The organism is Nocardia sp. NPDC059228 (genome assembly GCF_042754245.1).
Classification (GTDB): Bacteria; Actinomycetota; Actinomycetes; order Mycobacteriales; family Mycobacteriaceae; genus Nocardia.
This window is the reverse complement of record NZ_JBHZAL010000017.1, coordinates 78,263-93,559: the sequence shown is the minus strand read 5'-3', so window position 1 is coordinate 93,559 and position 15,297 is coordinate 78,263. Positions and strand designations below refer to the sequence as shown.

The following is a 15,297-nucleotide window of genomic DNA, read 5'->3' as shown; positions in this document are numbered from 1 at the left end:
AATCGATCGCAGAGGCGACCCACTGCCCCACGTGATGCCGATCGTTCACCCACACCTCCCCGTGCCCTGCGCACGCCAGCAGCACACGAGCAGCCGGGAATCACGCCGCCCGTGCACCCCACCTCCGGCAACTGGAATCGATCGCAGCCGCGACCTGCTGCCCCACGTGATGTCTATCGTTCACCCGCGCCGTGCCGGTGGGGTCAAGACGTTTCGGAGCAATCCACCCGGTCCGGCCCCGATACGGGGAATCCTTGCCCATGACAACGGTTCTCCAACCCTCGGGACTGTCGTTCACCAGTGCATGGCAGTGATCGCAGACCAGGGTCAGATTGGTCAGGTCGGTGGGTCCGTCCTTGGCCCAGTCGGTGACATGGTGGACCGCGCACATACTCGCGGGTGCATCGCATCCGGGGCGGGTGCATCCCCTGTCGCGGGCGATCAACGCCAACCGTTGGGCGGGGGTGGCCAGGCGTTGGCAGCGGCCCAGGTACAGCGGCAGCCCGTCGGCGTCGAGGACCGCCAGTACCGGGCGGGTGCCCTCGGCCAGCTTCAACGCCTCGTCGATCGAGACATGGCCACCGGAAGCAGTGGTCGCGACCCCGGCCCCACGCTCCAGGTCAGCGACCGACATGGTCAGGATGGCCTGCACCGGCAGGCCACGGTGGGAGCCGAGCTTGGCGGGGTCGATTCCGGGCTGCAGGAGTGCGAACAGGGCGTCGTGGGTGCGCTGACCGGCATCGCGACGGTCACGACGCGCGGCCGCCTCCAACACCTTGGAATCGACGACCTTGACCGTGGCAGCGACGCTTTTGGCGTCGTCGATGTTGCACATGCCCGGACGCGCCAGCTTCGCGAACACCGCAGCGAGCAGGGCACGCAGCTCGGGAGTGATCCAGCCCTCGATCCACGACATGCCGTCCACTCCGGGACGTCCCAGGATCAGACCGCGACGGCGACGGCGGTCGGTGTCGGAGACGACCTTGCCGTCGGGGTCGACGCGGGCGAGGATGTCACGGCCGATCTTGGGCAGATCATCGGGCCAGCCGACGCGGGAGTGGCCGACCAGGATGTCCTCGGCTTCCGCGCGCGTCTCGGCGGGGGATATCGGCGGGCAGGTGGTTCATGACGTCGATGATGTTGCGGACATGATCACGCGAGATATCGCCTGCCTCAAAAGCTTCGGTGGCCTTCTCCAACGTCGCCGGGCGCAGGTGTCCGGTGGGTTCGAAGAATTCCCCGCACTGGCGGGCGATCTTCACCCGCACCGACGCGTCGTACCTCGACAGGCCCAAGGTCTGCCGCAGGAACGGCACCACATCCTTCGCCCCGCTGCCTTCGGGCAGCGAACGATTGCAGGCCTCGATGATCAGGCGTGAATCCGGCGCCGACAGTTGACGTTTGCAGGTTTCCAGGCGCTGCATCAGCTCCACGACATCAGCGTCGGAGAACGGGGTGAGGTTGCCGTGGAGGACGGAATTCGACAGGGATTGCACGGCGGCTGCCAGGTCGGCGATGCCGCACGTGTCGACTGTTTCCCCTTTCGAATCCATGTGCTAATTCTACCGCTCGCATGATCGCCAGTGAAGCCGAATTAAAGTGTGACACAATAATTTTCAGATATCGAACTGTTTCAAATTCGAGCCTAACAGGGTACGAGGGCGGGCGTGGAGAAACTCGATGTCGCCCTTGCCGTTCGAGCTACGGAAGCCGCGTCCGGAGTAATGCGGGATCAGTTCCGTGACCTAGCTACCCGCTATGACAAAGAGGATGAGGACTTCGTCACCCAGGCTGATCTCGCCGCCGGGCTGACCATTCTCGATATTCTTCTGGCCGCCCGTCCCGGCGGCCGTTTCCTCGCCGGAGAGTCAGGCACCCACCGGGGACCGCCTCGAACCGCGCCTAGTTGATCAATCCACTGTGCGGCACAAGGAATTTCGCTGCGGGAGCAGCGCTTGTCACGGTGAAAATCGGGCTCCGCCCTGCTCCCCAATCCGCGAGCCGCCTGGTCGAAATCGACGCCGACAACCTGTCGCCCTACACGGGCTGGTTCTCGCTGGCCGGCTGATGGCCGACGAAACCTTCACGGCCGCCTGCTATCCCCGCGTTCTATCCACCTCACCGGCCCTGGTTCGGGTGGCAGCGGAAGCGGATCAACGACCGCGGCCCGGCACCCTGGCCGAGCTGCCCGGCGGAGTTCAGGCCTGGTCGGTCACCAGCCAGGAGTTACTACGCACACTGCTGCTCGATCCATGCGGATCCAAGGATGCCCGCCGACACTGGCCTGCTTTCCCCGAGGCGGCCGACGCTAGGCAAAGCGAGTGTTGATACGCCGCAACTTTGTCGAAAATGATTGATATACAACGGTATTGGCAGTTGCGGTTGTCAGGACCTCAGAGGTCGAGGGGGCTCGACACAAGCCTCCGCCTGCCGGTCTACGGTCAGAATGGAGTTCGCCATGGACAACCACACCGACCCCATCGTCATCGATCCCGAAGGTCCCGATATTCAGGGTGAGATCGCCCGCATCCGCGAGCGGGGACCGATCACCAAGGTCGTGCTCCCGGGCGGAGTGCCCGCCTGGTCGGTGACCGACGCGGCCATGCTCAAGGAGATTCTCTCCAGCTCAGAGGTTTCCAAGGACCCACGCCAGCACTGGCCGGCGTTCCGGAACGGCGAGATCGGCAAGGACTTCCCGCTCCTCAACTGGGTGAATACGCGTTCGATGTTCACCGCTTACGGCGCAGAACACCGTCGGCTCCGCAAGTTCGTGGCACCGGCGTTCACCGACAGGCGCACCGCAGCACTCGAGCCACGCATCCAGGCGATCGCCGATGAACTGGTGACGGGTCTGGATGCCGCGCCGCAGCACGACCCTGTCGACATCCGCGAGCATTTCGCTTACCCGCTGCCTCTGCGTGTGATCAACGAGCTGGTGGGGGTTCCCGAGCACCTGATCGGGCCACTGCGTAAATGCGTGGACGGCATCTTCGACATCGCATTGAGCGAAGAGCAAGCCGTAGCCAACTACCTGACGATGATCGGGCTCCTGCAGGAACTCGTCGCGTATCGTCGCGAGAATCCCGCGGAGGACATGACCAGCACCCTCATCGCCCACGCGGACGATCCCGCAAAGGATTTCAGCGTCGAGGAACTCGTCGGGACACTCTATTTGACGATCAACGCCGGGCACGAGACGACGGTGGACCTGATCGACCAGTCGATATACCTGTTGCTCACCAACCCTGACCACCTGGCTGCTGCGCTCGCCGGCAGTCTGCCCTGGGCGGATGTGATCGAGGAAGCGCTGCGGTTCGAGCCATCGATCGCGCACGCCCCGCTGCGCTACGCGGTGACCGATTTCATCCTCGGCGACGTCACGATCACCGAAGGCGATCCAATACTCTCGTGCCCCGCGGGCGCCAACCGGGACCCCAAGATCTACGGCGACCGCGCGGACAAGTTCGACCCGTACCGGACGAACAAAGACCACATGGCGTTCGGGTACGGCGCCCACCGCTGCCCGGGCGCACCGCTGGCACGGCTCGAGGCGCAGGTGGCCCTTCCCACACTCTTCCAGCGGTTCCCGCACATGAAACTCGCCGTCTCCCCCGACGAACTCGGCACGGTACCCGGTTTCATCGCCAACGGGCACGATCACCTGCCGGTATTCCTGAAATAGACAGCGATATTCGGGGAGTAATCAAGACGGTATAGGCCGCGGCGTGGGGCTGGCGCAGACGTTCCGGGCAACTCTCGAGGCCTCCGGTCGCAGTACCGGCCCTCGCCGCGACGAACTGCTACTGATCGGCGGCGTCTGGCGCAGGAACGGCATCAGGTCCCGGCACCGCTGGTTCCAGGCAAGGAGCGATCGCAGCCTCGATGATCAGGCGTGAATCCAGCGCCAACGGTTGGCGTTTGCGGATTTCCAGGCGCTGCATCAACTCGACGACATCAGCGTCGGAGAACGGGGTGAGGTTGCCGTGTAGGACGGGGTCTCGACGGCGGTCGCCAGGTCGGCGATGCCGCACGTGCCGAGTGTTCCACCTTCGAATCCACGTGCTGATTTTACCGCGACCGAGACTGCAAAGGAAGTCGAATTTGGTTGTTATACAACAGTTTTCATACGTCGAACCAATTCCAACTCAGCCCCAGTAAGGTGCCAGGTATGGAGGAATCCGATGTCGCCCTTGCCATTCGAGCCGCGGAGGCCGCGTCCGGTGTGATCCGGGATCAGTTCCGTGGTCCTGTCACCCGCTATGACAAAGAGGATGATGACTTCGCCACCCAGGCTGATCTTGCCGCCGAGCGGACCATTCTCGATATCCTCCGGGCCGCCTGTCCCGGCGATCGTTTCCTTGCCGAGGAGTCCGGCACCACCGGGGACCGTTCGGACCGCACCTGGTTGATCGATCCGCTGTGCGGCACACGGAATTTCGCTGCGGGGACGCCGCTTGTCGCGGTGAATATCGCGCTGCGCGCCGGGGAGACCGTTACGGCGGCCGCAGTGGCGGATCCCTTCTCCGGGGAGATCTTCTGGACCGACGGGACCACGGCCGCCGTTCGCCGCGACGGCAACGACCACCCTCTGCTCCCTCTATCCGCGAGCCGGCTGGTCGAAATCGACGCCGACAACCCGTCGCCCTACACGGACTGGTTCTCCGCTGGCCGGCTCATGGCCGACGAGTCCTTCACTGCCGCGTTCTATCCCCGCGTTCTGTCCACCTCACTGGCCCTGGCCTGGGTGGCAGCGGGCCGTCGCGCCGCCTACCTCGTGGACCGCGATCTCCGCGACGACGTCCACTTCACCGCCGGCATCGCTGTGTGCCGGGCGGCCGGTTGCACGGTCACCGGCCTTACCGGGCAATCCCTCCACACTCCACCGCACGGCCTGCTGGCCGCCGCCGACCCCGTCACCCACGGCCGGTTGCTCGACATCATCGCCGGGACCCGCTAGAGCGAGGCATGGTGCACGAGAGCGTCGGCGACCAGCGCCGCACCGGCCAGTAGCAGCAGGATGCGAACCGACCGGGGGCCGAAGCGTTTCAGCCCGCGGACCAATCCGCGATAGAAGCGCCGGGCCCGGGACGATTCGAGGGTCGAGGTGACCAGAACCAGCAGCGGCGGCAGGAGCGCGATCACGCAGTATCCGATGATGATCAGCGGCCACATCGGCGGATGCGGATCCCGCGCCGAGATCATGGCCAGTGCCGCCAGATACGGAACCGCGGTGGGCGCCTGCCCCAGTCCGATGGCGACGCCCACGAATCCCAGCAGCAAGGGCCTACGCCGGGCCTCCAATGCCCACGCGGGCACTGCCGCCCCACCCTGCTTGGACATGCGCAGGCTCCCGAGCGCCAGCAGCACCAGGCCGACACCCAACTCGGCCCAGTAGCGAACCGTCGGGGTGATGTCGAAACTGACCAGGTCGGTGAGGAATCGGAGACCGAGCACGAAGGTGATGCCGAAAACGGTTGTGACGGCGAACACTCCGGCGAGGAAGCTCAGCGCACCGGGCAGCGGCGAGCGACGGCTCAACCGACTGTCATAGACCACCGCGGTCGTGACGCCGACCAGCAGGACATCGAGCGAGTCCAGGAAGGCGAAGCCCGCGAGCGCCAGCAGAAAGATCACCATGACCCCACCGAACATACGGGACCCAATCCCTGGCACCTCCTCACGAGCGGCGGGATGTCACCGCCCTTTGCGACAACTCGCAGCGCGCCGATCATCCCGCCGTCGGATGACCCTTCGGCCCGCCTCGAGAAGGTCCGAACGAAGCTCCTCGGCCTCGGCTGGTCATCGAGGACCGGGCGCTGACCGAGGTCAGTTGTCGGGAACCGGCCCATCGTCCAGGGGCGGACTGGCGGATTCGAGTTGTTCGGGCAGGAGCGGGGATACCGCGAAGACGGCGGCGGATGCGTCGGCGGGGAGTGCCTCGACGGCGCGAACTCCCGGGTGCGCGGCCAGGGTGCGGAGTTGCGCCAGTGTGCCCTGCAGAACGATGGCGACGACGCACGGGCAGTCGGCACCCAAGCGGCTCGCCACGAGGTTCTTCACCCGGGTGGAGCGGTCGTCGTAGGTGGGCGTCGACTCCATCTGGGCGGCAGCGGATTTCACCGACGCCACGGCCACGGCGTCGCCCGCGGGGACACCGATGGAGATGATCGGCGTCGCCACCCGGTCGACGGCCACGTGATAGTCGATCTCCGAGATCCGCAGGCCGCCACTGAATTCCGGGATGCGGTCGGCGGTGACACCCTCGGTGAACGAGAGCAACGCCCAGTGCCCGTCGGAGTCGGTGCCCTGCAACGACTTCTGAGCCCGCTCCAGGTAGTGCGTCACCGGCTCACCGCTCTCCGGCCCCAGCCGGTCGGTGGAGATGATCGCCGACCGGGGCGGGATCGCCCACCCCAGTACCACGATCAGGATCGCGAAAAGCACTGCGGCCACACCGATCCCGGCGCGGCGCGGCGTCAGCGCATCCACTCGAGACCCCGGATCAGTGCGCGCGCAGGACGTCGAGGGCGTGTTCCAGATCGGCGGGGTACTCGCTGGTGATCTCGATCCAGCGGCCGTCGGCGGGATGGTTGAAGCCCAGCTGGCGCGCATGCAGCCACTGCCGTTCCAGCCCCAGCCGCTCGGCCAGACGCGGGTCCGCGCCGTAGGTGAGGTCGCCGCAGCAGGGATGCCGCACCGCCGAGAAGTGCACGCGAATCTGGTGGGTGCGACCGGTTTCCAAGTGGATGTCGAGCAGGCTCGCCGACTGGAAGGCCTCGACGGTGTCGTAATGGGTGATCGACGGGCGGCCGTCCGCGGTGACCGCGAACTTCCAGTCGTTGCCACGCGCGCGTCCGATGGGCGCGTCGATGGTGCCACTGCTCGGATCCGGATGACCCTGCACCAGCGCGTGATACCGCTTCTCCACGGTCCGGTACTTGAACGCCCGCTTGAGCTGGGTGTAGGCATGCTCGGACTGTGCGACCACCATCACACCCGAGGTGCCGACATCCAGCCGGTGCACGATGCCCTGCCGCTCATGGGCTCCCGAGGTCGAGATGCGGTAACCCATGGCCGCCAGGCCGCCCACCACGGTCGGGCCGGTCCAGCCGACACCCGTGTGCGCCGCCACCCCCACGGGCTTGTCGACGGCCACGATGTCGTCATCGGCGTAGAGGATCTTCATCCCCTCCACCGGGGTCGCCTCCACCGTGAGTTCCCGCTTGGGCTCCGGGAATTCGACCTCCAGCCAGGCCCCTGCGGTCAGCCGGTCCGACTTGCCGGCCGAGACGCCGTCCAGCTGGACGCCGCCGTCCTCGGCCATCGAGGCCACCGCGGTGCGCGACAGCCCGAGCAGACGCGACAGCCCGGCATCGACTCTCATACCGTCCAGCCCGTCGGGCACCGGCATGCTGCGGGTCTCCCTCATGCCGCCTTCCCCTCCGTGCTCGACGCCGCCTGCTGCCGATGCATGCGGGTGCCGTCGGGTTCGAAACCGAACACCGTCAGCGCCACCAGCAGAATGGCCCCGCACACGATCGACGAATCGGCCATATTGAACACCGGCCACCAGCCGACCGCCACGAAATCCACCACATGACCCTGCAGCGGGCCGGGCGCGCGGAACAGACGGTCGATGAGATTGCCGAGCGCGCCGCCCAGCACCATGCCCAGGCCGATGGCCCACGGCAGCGAGCGCAGGGTCCGGCCGATGCGTATGACACCGATCACCACGGCCGCGGCGACCAGGGTCAGCAGCCAGGTCATGCCGGTGGCCATGGAGAACGCGGCGCCCGGATTGCGGACCAGGGTCAGGCGCACGCTGTCGCCGATGAGATAGATCGGCTTACCGGGCGTCATGGTCGCGACCACGATGGTCTTGGTCAGCAGATCCAGGCCCAGCAGCACCACCGCGATGAGCAGGAGCACGGGCAGACGCAACGGCCGCGCGGGGGAAGTCCCGGCATCGGCCGCGGGGCTGATCTCCCCTGGCGATGTGTCTGGTTCCTCTGCGCCGGATTCGCGCGGCCGATCGGTACTCACCCTGACATCATTCCTTATTCATGTCGGGCGCCTCTGAACACCCCGAAACCACGGCCCCACAGGATCCCAGCTGTTTTTCAGGAACGCGCCGTAACCTGTTCGACGTGACGGTGTTGTCTTCCTCCCCCAGCTCGGCGAAAGCCACCGCACGCTGTTCCGGCACCCCGCGCCCGCCGCGGCGAGGCGCGGGCACGCGCACCACGCGCTCGGGGGTCCTGCTCCTGGTTCTCGCGGTGACCCTGACCGCCTTCGGCGTCGGCTGCAGCGATCGCACGGAGACCACGGCCGAGGCCGACGGCACCGAACCGGTGGGCATCAACAAAGAGGTCACCATGCCCATCGAGGCCGTGACCGCCACCGTTGTCGAGCCGGGCGCCGAACCCCGCTCGCCGCTGCGCCGCACCCTCGAGGCAGGCGCCACCCAGCAGGTCACGCTGAGTACCGAACATCACATCGAGCAGCAGATCAATCAGCAGGCGCTGCGTGACATCTCCCCGCCCGCGATGACCATTCCGCTCACCGCGGAGTCCGGCACCGATGGGGTGGAACTGACCGTCGGCAATGTCACCTCCCCCGACCCGACCCTGGCCAAGGCGCTGCTGCCCGCGGACGGTTCCCGCGTCGGCTTCGACGTCAGTGACCTGGGGGCGATCACCGCGCTCAAGCTGGCGGCCAAGCCCGCCACCTCCGACTCCGCGCGGGCCGCGCTGGAGCAGGCGTTCTATCAGGCCGTGTACCAGTCCATCGCGTTCCCGCCCGACGCCGTCGGCGTGGGCGCGGTGTGGACGGTGCGGCAACAGGTTTCCGGCAGCGTGCCGCTCGAGCAGGTGACCACCTGCACCCTCACCTCCCGGGAGGGCAACCAGCTCACCATCGAACTGAATGTGGTGCAGACGCCGAAATCCACTGTGTGGCATCTGCCCAACGAGGCGGGCCAGCTGGAGATCGTCGACTACCTCATGCAGGGCACCGGCACCATCACGGTGGATCTCGGTCTGCCGCTACCGGTTTCCGGTTCGGTCGAGGTGGGCGGCAACCAGACCTACCGCGACCCGCGCAGCTCGGTGACGCTGCGGCAGACCCTGCGCACGGAGGTGCAGTGGGGCGCCTGACGCGGCTCGCGCTGCTGGCGGGGGTCCTGGCGCTGGCCGCCACCGCCTGCGGCAGCCACAAGGATTCCGCGCCCGCGCTGCCGAGTCTGGGGCCGGCGGTGCAACCGTCCGGAACGCCGGGGGGCGCACCGGTTCTCGACCAGTTCACGCTGCGTTCGGAGCTGCTCGACGTATCGGTGATGCCCGCGGGGTTCACCGCGCTCGACGATCCGCCGCCCGGGAGTTCCGGCGGGGCGGGCGCCAAGACCGATCCGGCGCCGTGCGCGAATGTGCTGGCCGCCATGGCCGTTCAGGCTCCGGGGTCGGCGGCGCAGGCCGCGGCCCAGTTCGGCGGGCCGAATTTCGCCAGTGTGGATATCGATGCGGCGTCGTATGCGAATGGCGGAGCGGCGCAGGCTTTTTCCACCGTCCAGTCCATTCTGCCGGGCTGCACCAAGTACTCCGGTAAGGATGCCGACAATACGAAAGTGGAATTCCGGCTGGGCGGTTTGAATCAGCCGCAGGCCGGTGACGGCTCGACCGCATTCCAGGTGCGCACCACCAGCGATGGGCTCACGCTGTACACCGATGTGAGCATCACGCTGGTCGGTTCGACGGTGGTGCAGATCGCCTACTCGGATGCGAAGGAACCCGATCCACAGCAGCTCAGCGCCATGACCGCAGCGCAGGTGCGCAAGCTGCAGGGGGCTGCGGGTCCGTAGTCACGGAACTTTTCCCGCATATGCGGCAATTCGGGTGATCATTCGGAAATTCGAGTAATTCTTGTCGGGACCGGGGCATAAGCTCGACGCGTCCGGCAACAACCTCGAACGGAGGTTTTCGATGTCCGATGTCAAACCCATTCCCGAGGGCTACCCGACCGTCTGCCCCTCGCTCGCCTGCAATGGCGCCGCGCAGGCGATCGACTTCTACAAACGTGTTTTCGGCGCCGACGAACGTTTCCGCATGCCCGGGCCCGACGGCACGGTCGCACACTGCGAAATGCAGTTCGGCTCTTCGGTGATCATGCTCAGCGACCCGGCGCCGTCCATGGGGTTCCTGGACCCCAAGGCGGTCGGCGGCACGCCGGTCAATCTGTACGTCTACGTCGACGATGTCGACGCCGCCCACGCCGTGGCCCTGTCGGGCGGGGCTCAGGAGCTACAGCCGCCAGCCGACCAGTTCTACGGTGACCGCACCTCGGGCATCGAGGATCCGTGGGGTCACCGCTGGACCCTCGCCCTGCACGTCGAGGATGTCGAGCCGGAGGAGATGGCCAAGCGGATGGCCGAGATGCAGGGCTGAGGCCCGCCCTGCGGTCCGATAGCACGGTCTGAAAACGCCTCCGCACCCGTTTCGGCAAGGAAACGGGGCGGATCGCGGTCGCCGGCCGGGCGGCTGTTGCCGCCCGGCCACGGTGATCACTGCCAGCCGGTCACGTTGATCGGGCCGGGATTCCAGAGACCGCTGTGCGGGTCCGTGGTCACCACGGGCTTGGCGGTCTGTGCGGAGCCATCGATCCGCTCGAGCCGCTGCAGCTCACCCCAATCCATGCGCGGGTCGTGGTCGAGGTAGGTCGCCAGGGTGACCGGGCGCAGCAGCATCGAGCTCCAGCCCAGGGCGCCGCCGCCGTCATGGCTCTGCCACAGCGTGGTCATGGCCGCGCCGCCGCGGTCGGGCATGATGCGGTAGTCGGGCACCTCGGCGATCCCGTCGAGGTGATCGAACGGCCGCTGGCACGGGAACTGCAGGCCCACTTCCCAATCCAGCAGCACCGGCTTGTCCCGGCCGACATAGTTCTCCAGCGTCACCGTCTGCGGGATGCGCGGCGGAGTGAGCGCCACCCACTGCTTGGGATCGCTGTCACGGTCCTCGGCCACCACGCGAATCGCGGTGGCCTGCGCCGGAATATCGCTCAGCGGCACCCGCAGATTGCGCCAGGTCGGCGCGGGGCCGATATCGATCGGCGTGACGCGCCCCTGCGGTTCGACCGAACCCTCAGCGCCGGCGACACCGTACTCGATCTCGACCGATTGGCCCGGCGTCACGATGCCGTCCTTGCTCACCGAGCGAATCCGCCCGGCGGCCGTCATCGCGATGATGCCGGAACGATCCCCCTGCCCGGGCAGGGCATACCAGCCAGTGGTCAGGGTGGAGACCGCCTCGGAGCTGTTGTAACTGCCCAGCACCGGGGTATCGGCGGCGAGCCCGAAAGGCAGTGGCGCGGTAGTGGTTCCGTCCACGGTAGTGCTGCCGCGGTTGCTGACTGCACTGGAGACGCTGCCGCCGGTGTCGACGTCATCGTCGGGACGCAGGTCGGTGGACACGCCTCTGGGCGAGAAGCCGACCGCGTCCGCGGTGAAAGTACCGAGTGCATCGCCCTCGAGCGGCTTCAGCATGCCCTGGTTCGGGTCCGTCTCGACCAGCACGTCGCGGGCCAGGCCGCATGGCTTGCCCAGCACCGCATCCACATTCGAGCGCGCCAGCGAGTACGCCGGATACTGCGCGACCGCGCCCTTGGCGAGCGAGCCCACCTCGAACAGCACCATGAACGCGGCCGCCACCGTCAGCGGCGGAATCGCCACGAAGCGCCAGCCCAGCTTCGAGATCCGGTGCGGGCCGGGCTGTTCCGGCGCGCGCACATGGAACCAGCCGGCCAGGGCGAGCAGCGCCACCGTGAGCGCCAGGAAGATCTTGTCGACCTCGATCCCGGCCAGCACCACCGGCTTGTCGTGCCAGGGCACATTCCAGTTCGAGACGTACCACCAGCCATTGATGCTGGAGAACGCGACCGCGAGCGCGAACGCGATCACCGCAGCGAACAACGCCCGGTTACGCGGGGAGCGCATCACCCGCGGGCCGACCGCCACCGCGGTCAAAACCGCGATGACTCCGGCCAATCCGGCATAGATGCCGTTGTGGTGGGTCCACTTGGTAGGGGTGAACATCATCAGCGCGATGACGCCCACACCGGTGCCGAGCACCCGGCGCACCGGGCCCGGCGCGGTGAACGGGATCCGGCCGCCCTTGCGCAGCAACACGAATGCGCACACCAGCAGGCCGATCCAGAACGCGAACATGCCGAAGCGCCGCGCCAGCGAACCATCGATGGTGGGCATGAAAAGGTATTGGTAGCGAATGTATTCGCCGTCCCAGTGCACATCCGGGCCGACCGCGGTGTGCACCCGGCTCATCTCGAACATCGACGACAACGGCTGATCGCAGAACATGATCGCCAGCACCACCGCACCGGCCGCCGCCAGCGGGGCGGCGAGGGTCAGATAGGCGCCGAAACGGGCCTTCAGGATGGCGAAGGCGCTCGCGCCGGGGGCGGTCGGCTTGCCGAGCACGGTCGCGTGCTTGTTGAGGATCCGCCAGGCCGGCCGGATCCCGGCCAGCAGCGGCGCGAAACAGATGATGCCGGACGGGCCGACGGTGCAGGTGAACGCGCCGATCATGATGGCCACGCCGTAGGGCAGCAGCCGGCCCGTCGCGATCGCCCGCTCCACCGAGACCCAGGTGAGCAGGACACCCAGCGCCACCAGCGGTTCCGGGCGCAGGCCGTTGTTGTACGGCAGCCAGACGGCCAGGAAACCCAGCGCGCCGGTCCACACCGCGACGCGGTCGCGGCGGATCCGCGCGCCCAGGCGGGGGATCACCTCGCGGCTGAGCACCAGCCAGATCACGATGCCGGCCAGCAGGGCGGGCAGGCGCATCCACACGCTGGCCGGACTGACCTGCGCCATGTGGCCGATGAGGTCGTAATACGGAGTGCCGACCGGGGTTTCAGGGACACCGAAGTAGCCGAAGTAGTTGGCCATGTACCCGGCGTGAATCGAGGCCCGGCCCATGCCGTACTGGTAGCCGTCGTCGGAGGTGGTCGCGCCGATGAAATGCCAGAGGATGAGGATGCCCAGCACCACGGCGTCGACGGGCTTGAAGGTCCACCAGTGCTGCGGCAGGAAGCGGCGTGCGCGACGGCCGTCGAGGCGGTCCAGGCGGAACAGCGCGAACAGGGCGACGAGGGTGCCGAGGACGGCGGTCCAGATGGCGATCCGCTTGATCGTGCTCGGCGTCGAGGTGAAGCGGCTGTCCACCTGCGCGCTGACCTTGGCGCCGTCGGAAACGGTCAGGTCGCTGAAGATGCCGACCAGCTGCGGCCGGTAGTCACCGTTCAGGGTGACCGGGGCGGCCGTGGATCCGCTCAGGGTCGCGGTGGAGGAGGTGAAATCCGAGTGCACGGTGAGCACGCAACCCGCGCCGAGCTGGTCGACGGGCACGCTCATCAGCGTCTTGTGATGCAGGATCGCTTCCAGTTTGCCCGGCGTGGTCACACCATCGGTGGTGGATGCCGCTGTGACCCGGGCCACGAAGCCGTACTTCTCGAGGTCCGGCGCACCATTGGGCGCGGTGGCGGCGAGCGTGCCGCCCTTCGAACCCAGCTGCGTCACAGCCGAACACGGAATGGTGGCGTCGAAGTTCAACGGCGCGTAGGTCACCAGCGGAGCCTCGATGCTCTGCGCCGAATTCCCCTGCGGCCAAGTCAAAGTCGTGTGGTCCACCCGGACGGGCAGGAACGGCACCGCCAGCGCCGCCAGCACCGCGATCACACCGGCGATCAGAGCGGTCGGCCGCGCCCAGCCCCCTCGAATCCTTCTCTCGGGTTCAGCACCAGCACTCCCGGCGGCATCCTGCCCCGCCTTCTCCAACACGTCGGTCACGACCGCCGATCCTAAGCGGAACTCATCTTCCCCCGCTCCCCCCTCTCCACGATCGACCCCCCAAACCCCCGGGACACCACCCCACCCGGTCGAATATCCATGCTCCCGCACCACTTACTGTGTGACACCTCACATTTCCAGCCCGATCCCGACCTCGCCATCGCCCCCGCCCGCAGTCCCGGCACGACCACCTACCCAGCATCCACCGCGACCACGTACCCAGGGATCCATGCCGAGCCGCTGCCTGCCACCAGAACAGATTCTGAGGCCCCTCCGGGCCGGAGCCGAGCCATAGCCCCCATCCGAGGCGCCGTCCGGCCCCGGAGCCGAGCCACGGTCCGATGTCCCGGGATCCAGGCCCGGGGGGATTGTGACCTCGAGCTCGGCTCTCGGGCCTATTGACCAGGACCAGGGCCCGACCTATGACTGGGCTCCGACCCACGTCCTGGCCCCGGCCCTTGCTCATGACCGTGCCCTGCGCCATTGCCATGATCGGGGCCATCGCCTCGACAACATCGTGCCCATGGCCCATGGCCCATGGCCGGGATCATGTCCATAACTTGCCGTTCCCCGGCCGGTGGCCATCTTTATGTCCTTGCCCCGCTCATGACTGTGCCCTGGGCCACCACCATGACCGCGGCCCTTGCCTTGGCCAGGTATCCGTGCCCTTACCCCCTGGCCGGGGTTGTGTCTTTGACCGCTGTCCCCGGGCCTATGGCTATTTCCAGGTCCGTGGCCATGCCCTTACCCCGGCTCGTGGGTGTACGCATGTCCCGGCCCATACGGCGGGACCGGGGTCGGCGGGTGGGGTGGCTTCGGCTCGGGCCCGGGGTGCGGCGGCGGGGCCGGCTTCGGCGGTTGCTCGGGTTCCCACACGCTCTCGGGCGGAGGCGCGGGCGCGGTGTACTCCGGAATCGGCGGAATCGAGAAGTACCGCGGCGTATAAGGAATCAGCGACGTCGTATCCGGCACATCGTCATCGTGAGGCGGCCGCGGCAGCTCAACGGTCGGATCCTCACTTCCCGGAGACACCCGCCACGTCAAACGCGGATCCTGCCCCGGGTCACAAGCACCGGACTCCGGCGTCGAACCCTCACCTTCCTCAGCCAACCCCCATGTCAGTCTCGGATCCTGACCCCGCACAGGACTGCTCGGCGCTGGGACCGAGCCCTCGCCTTCAGCAGGCAGACGCCACGCCAAGCGCGGATCTGACCCCGCACAGGACCGCCGGACTCCGGAGCCGAGCCCTCACCTTCCTCAGGCAACCGCCAAGTCAACCTGGGGTCCTCAACCGGCCTTTGCCGCTGCGGCTCCGGCGTCGAGCCTTCGCCTTCCTCAGGCAACCTCCATGTCAGTCTCGGATCCTGACCCCGCACAGGACTGCTCGGCGCTGGGACCGAGCCCTCGCCTTCAGCAGGCAGACGCCACGCCAAGCGCGGATC

Annotated in this window: 13 protein-coding genes; 6 read left to right on the top strand and 7 right to left on the bottom strand. The window is 67.3% G+C overall.

Annotation, left to right across the window (positions count from 1 at the left end; translation table 11 throughout):
* Positions 1 to 100 precede the first annotated feature (100 nt).
* Entirely contained in the window at positions 101 to 1,069 is a 969-nt protein-coding gene (locus ACFXKA_RS24940) for a DUF222 domain-containing protein (protein WP_379429148.1), read from the bottom strand.
* Positions 1,035 to 1,553 carry a DUF222 domain-containing protein gene (locus ACFXKA_RS24935; RefSeq protein WP_379429102.1) on the bottom strand — a complete coding sequence of 173 codons (519 nt, stop codon included), beginning with the start codon at positions 1,551 to 1,553 and terminating at the stop codon, positions 1,035 to 1,037. The genes ACFXKA_RS24940 and ACFXKA_RS24935 overlap by 35 nt, the downstream gene beginning before the upstream one ends.
* Positions 1,554 to 1,667: 114 nt before the next feature.
* On the opposite strand from ACFXKA_RS24935, the gene ACFXKA_RS24930 reads away from it, so the two are divergent.
* From ACFXKA_RS24930 to ACFXKA_RS24920, 3 genes are all read left to right on the top strand, one after another.
* On the top strand, positions 1,668 to 1,910 hold the full coding sequence (locus ACFXKA_RS24930; protein ID WP_379429101.1) for a hypothetical protein: 243 nt from the start codon (positions 1,668 to 1,670) through the stop codon (positions 1,908 to 1,910).
* A gap of 443 nt (positions 1,911 to 2,353) precedes the next feature.
* Complete coding sequence (locus ACFXKA_RS24925; protein ID WP_379429100.1) at positions 2,354 to 3,682, top strand: cytochrome P450; 1,329 nt, start codon at positions 2,354 to 2,356, stop codon at positions 3,680 to 3,682.
* 486 nt (positions 3,683 to 4,168) lie between these two features.
* Complete coding sequence (locus ACFXKA_RS24920) at positions 4,169 to 4,957, top strand: inositol monophosphatase family protein (protein WP_379429099.1); 789 nt, start codon at positions 4,169 to 4,171, stop codon at positions 4,955 to 4,957.
* Here ACFXKA_RS24920 and ACFXKA_RS24915 read toward each other — a convergent pair.
* The 4 genes from ACFXKA_RS24915 to lspA form a co-directional block, all read right to left on the bottom strand.
* Complete coding sequence (locus tag ACFXKA_RS24915; RefSeq protein WP_379429098.1) at positions 4,954 to 5,637, bottom strand: GAP family protein; 684 nt, start codon at positions 5,635 to 5,637, stop codon at positions 4,954 to 4,956. The two genes, ACFXKA_RS24920 and ACFXKA_RS24915, sit on opposite strands and share 4 nt — an antisense overlap.
* Positions 5,638 to 5,826: 189 nt before the next feature.
* On the bottom strand, positions 5,827 to 6,489 hold the full coding sequence (locus ACFXKA_RS24910; protein ID WP_379429097.1) for a hypothetical protein: 663 nt from the start codon (positions 6,487 to 6,489) through the stop codon (positions 5,827 to 5,829).
* A 13-nt stretch (positions 6,490 to 6,502) separates the two neighbouring features.
* Positions 6,503 to 7,429 carry an RluA family pseudouridine synthase gene (locus tag ACFXKA_RS24905; RefSeq protein WP_354842953.1) on the bottom strand — a complete coding sequence of 309 codons (927 nt, stop codon included), beginning with the start codon at positions 7,427 to 7,429 and terminating at the stop codon, positions 6,503 to 6,505.
* Positions 7,426 to 8,043 carry a signal peptidase II gene (gene lspA, locus ACFXKA_RS24900; protein ID WP_379429096.1) on the bottom strand — a complete coding sequence of 206 codons (618 nt, stop codon included), beginning with the start codon at positions 8,041 to 8,043 and terminating at the stop codon, positions 7,426 to 7,428. Before lspA ends, ACFXKA_RS24905 begins: the two co-directional genes overlap by 4 nt.
* 104 nt (positions 8,044 to 8,147) lie before the next feature.
* Here lspA and ACFXKA_RS24895 point away from each other — a divergent pair, with 104 nt between their 5' ends.
* The 3 genes from ACFXKA_RS24895 to ACFXKA_RS24885 all read left to right on the top strand — a co-directional run bounded on the left by ACFXKA_RS24895 (position 8,148) and on the right by ACFXKA_RS24885 (position 10,439).
* Complete coding sequence (locus ACFXKA_RS24895) at positions 8,148 to 9,155, top strand: hypothetical protein (RefSeq protein ID WP_379429095.1); 1,008 nt, start codon at positions 8,148 to 8,150, stop codon at positions 9,153 to 9,155.
* The gene (locus ACFXKA_RS24890; RefSeq protein WP_379429094.1) at positions 9,143 to 9,856 is read left to right on the top strand and encodes a hypothetical protein; all 714 of its coding nucleotides are present in this window, start codon (positions 9,143 to 9,145) and stop codon (positions 9,854 to 9,856) included. Before ACFXKA_RS24895 ends, ACFXKA_RS24890 begins: the two co-directional genes overlap by 13 nt.
* A 121-nt stretch (positions 9,857 to 9,977) precedes the next feature.
* The gene (locus tag ACFXKA_RS24885; RefSeq protein WP_354842964.1) at positions 9,978 to 10,439 is read left to right on the top strand and encodes a VOC family protein; all 462 of its coding nucleotides are present in this window, start codon (positions 9,978 to 9,980) and stop codon (positions 10,437 to 10,439) included.
* Positions 10,440 to 10,555: 116 nt separating this feature from the next.
* Here ACFXKA_RS24885 and ACFXKA_RS24880 read toward each other — a convergent pair whose 3' ends face one another.
* On the bottom strand, positions 10,556 to 13,855 hold the full coding sequence (locus ACFXKA_RS24880; protein WP_379429093.1) for an arabinosyltransferase domain-containing protein: 3,300 nt from the start codon (positions 13,853 to 13,855) through the stop codon (positions 10,556 to 10,558).
* Positions 13,856 to 15,297: the final 1,442 nt, after the last annotated feature.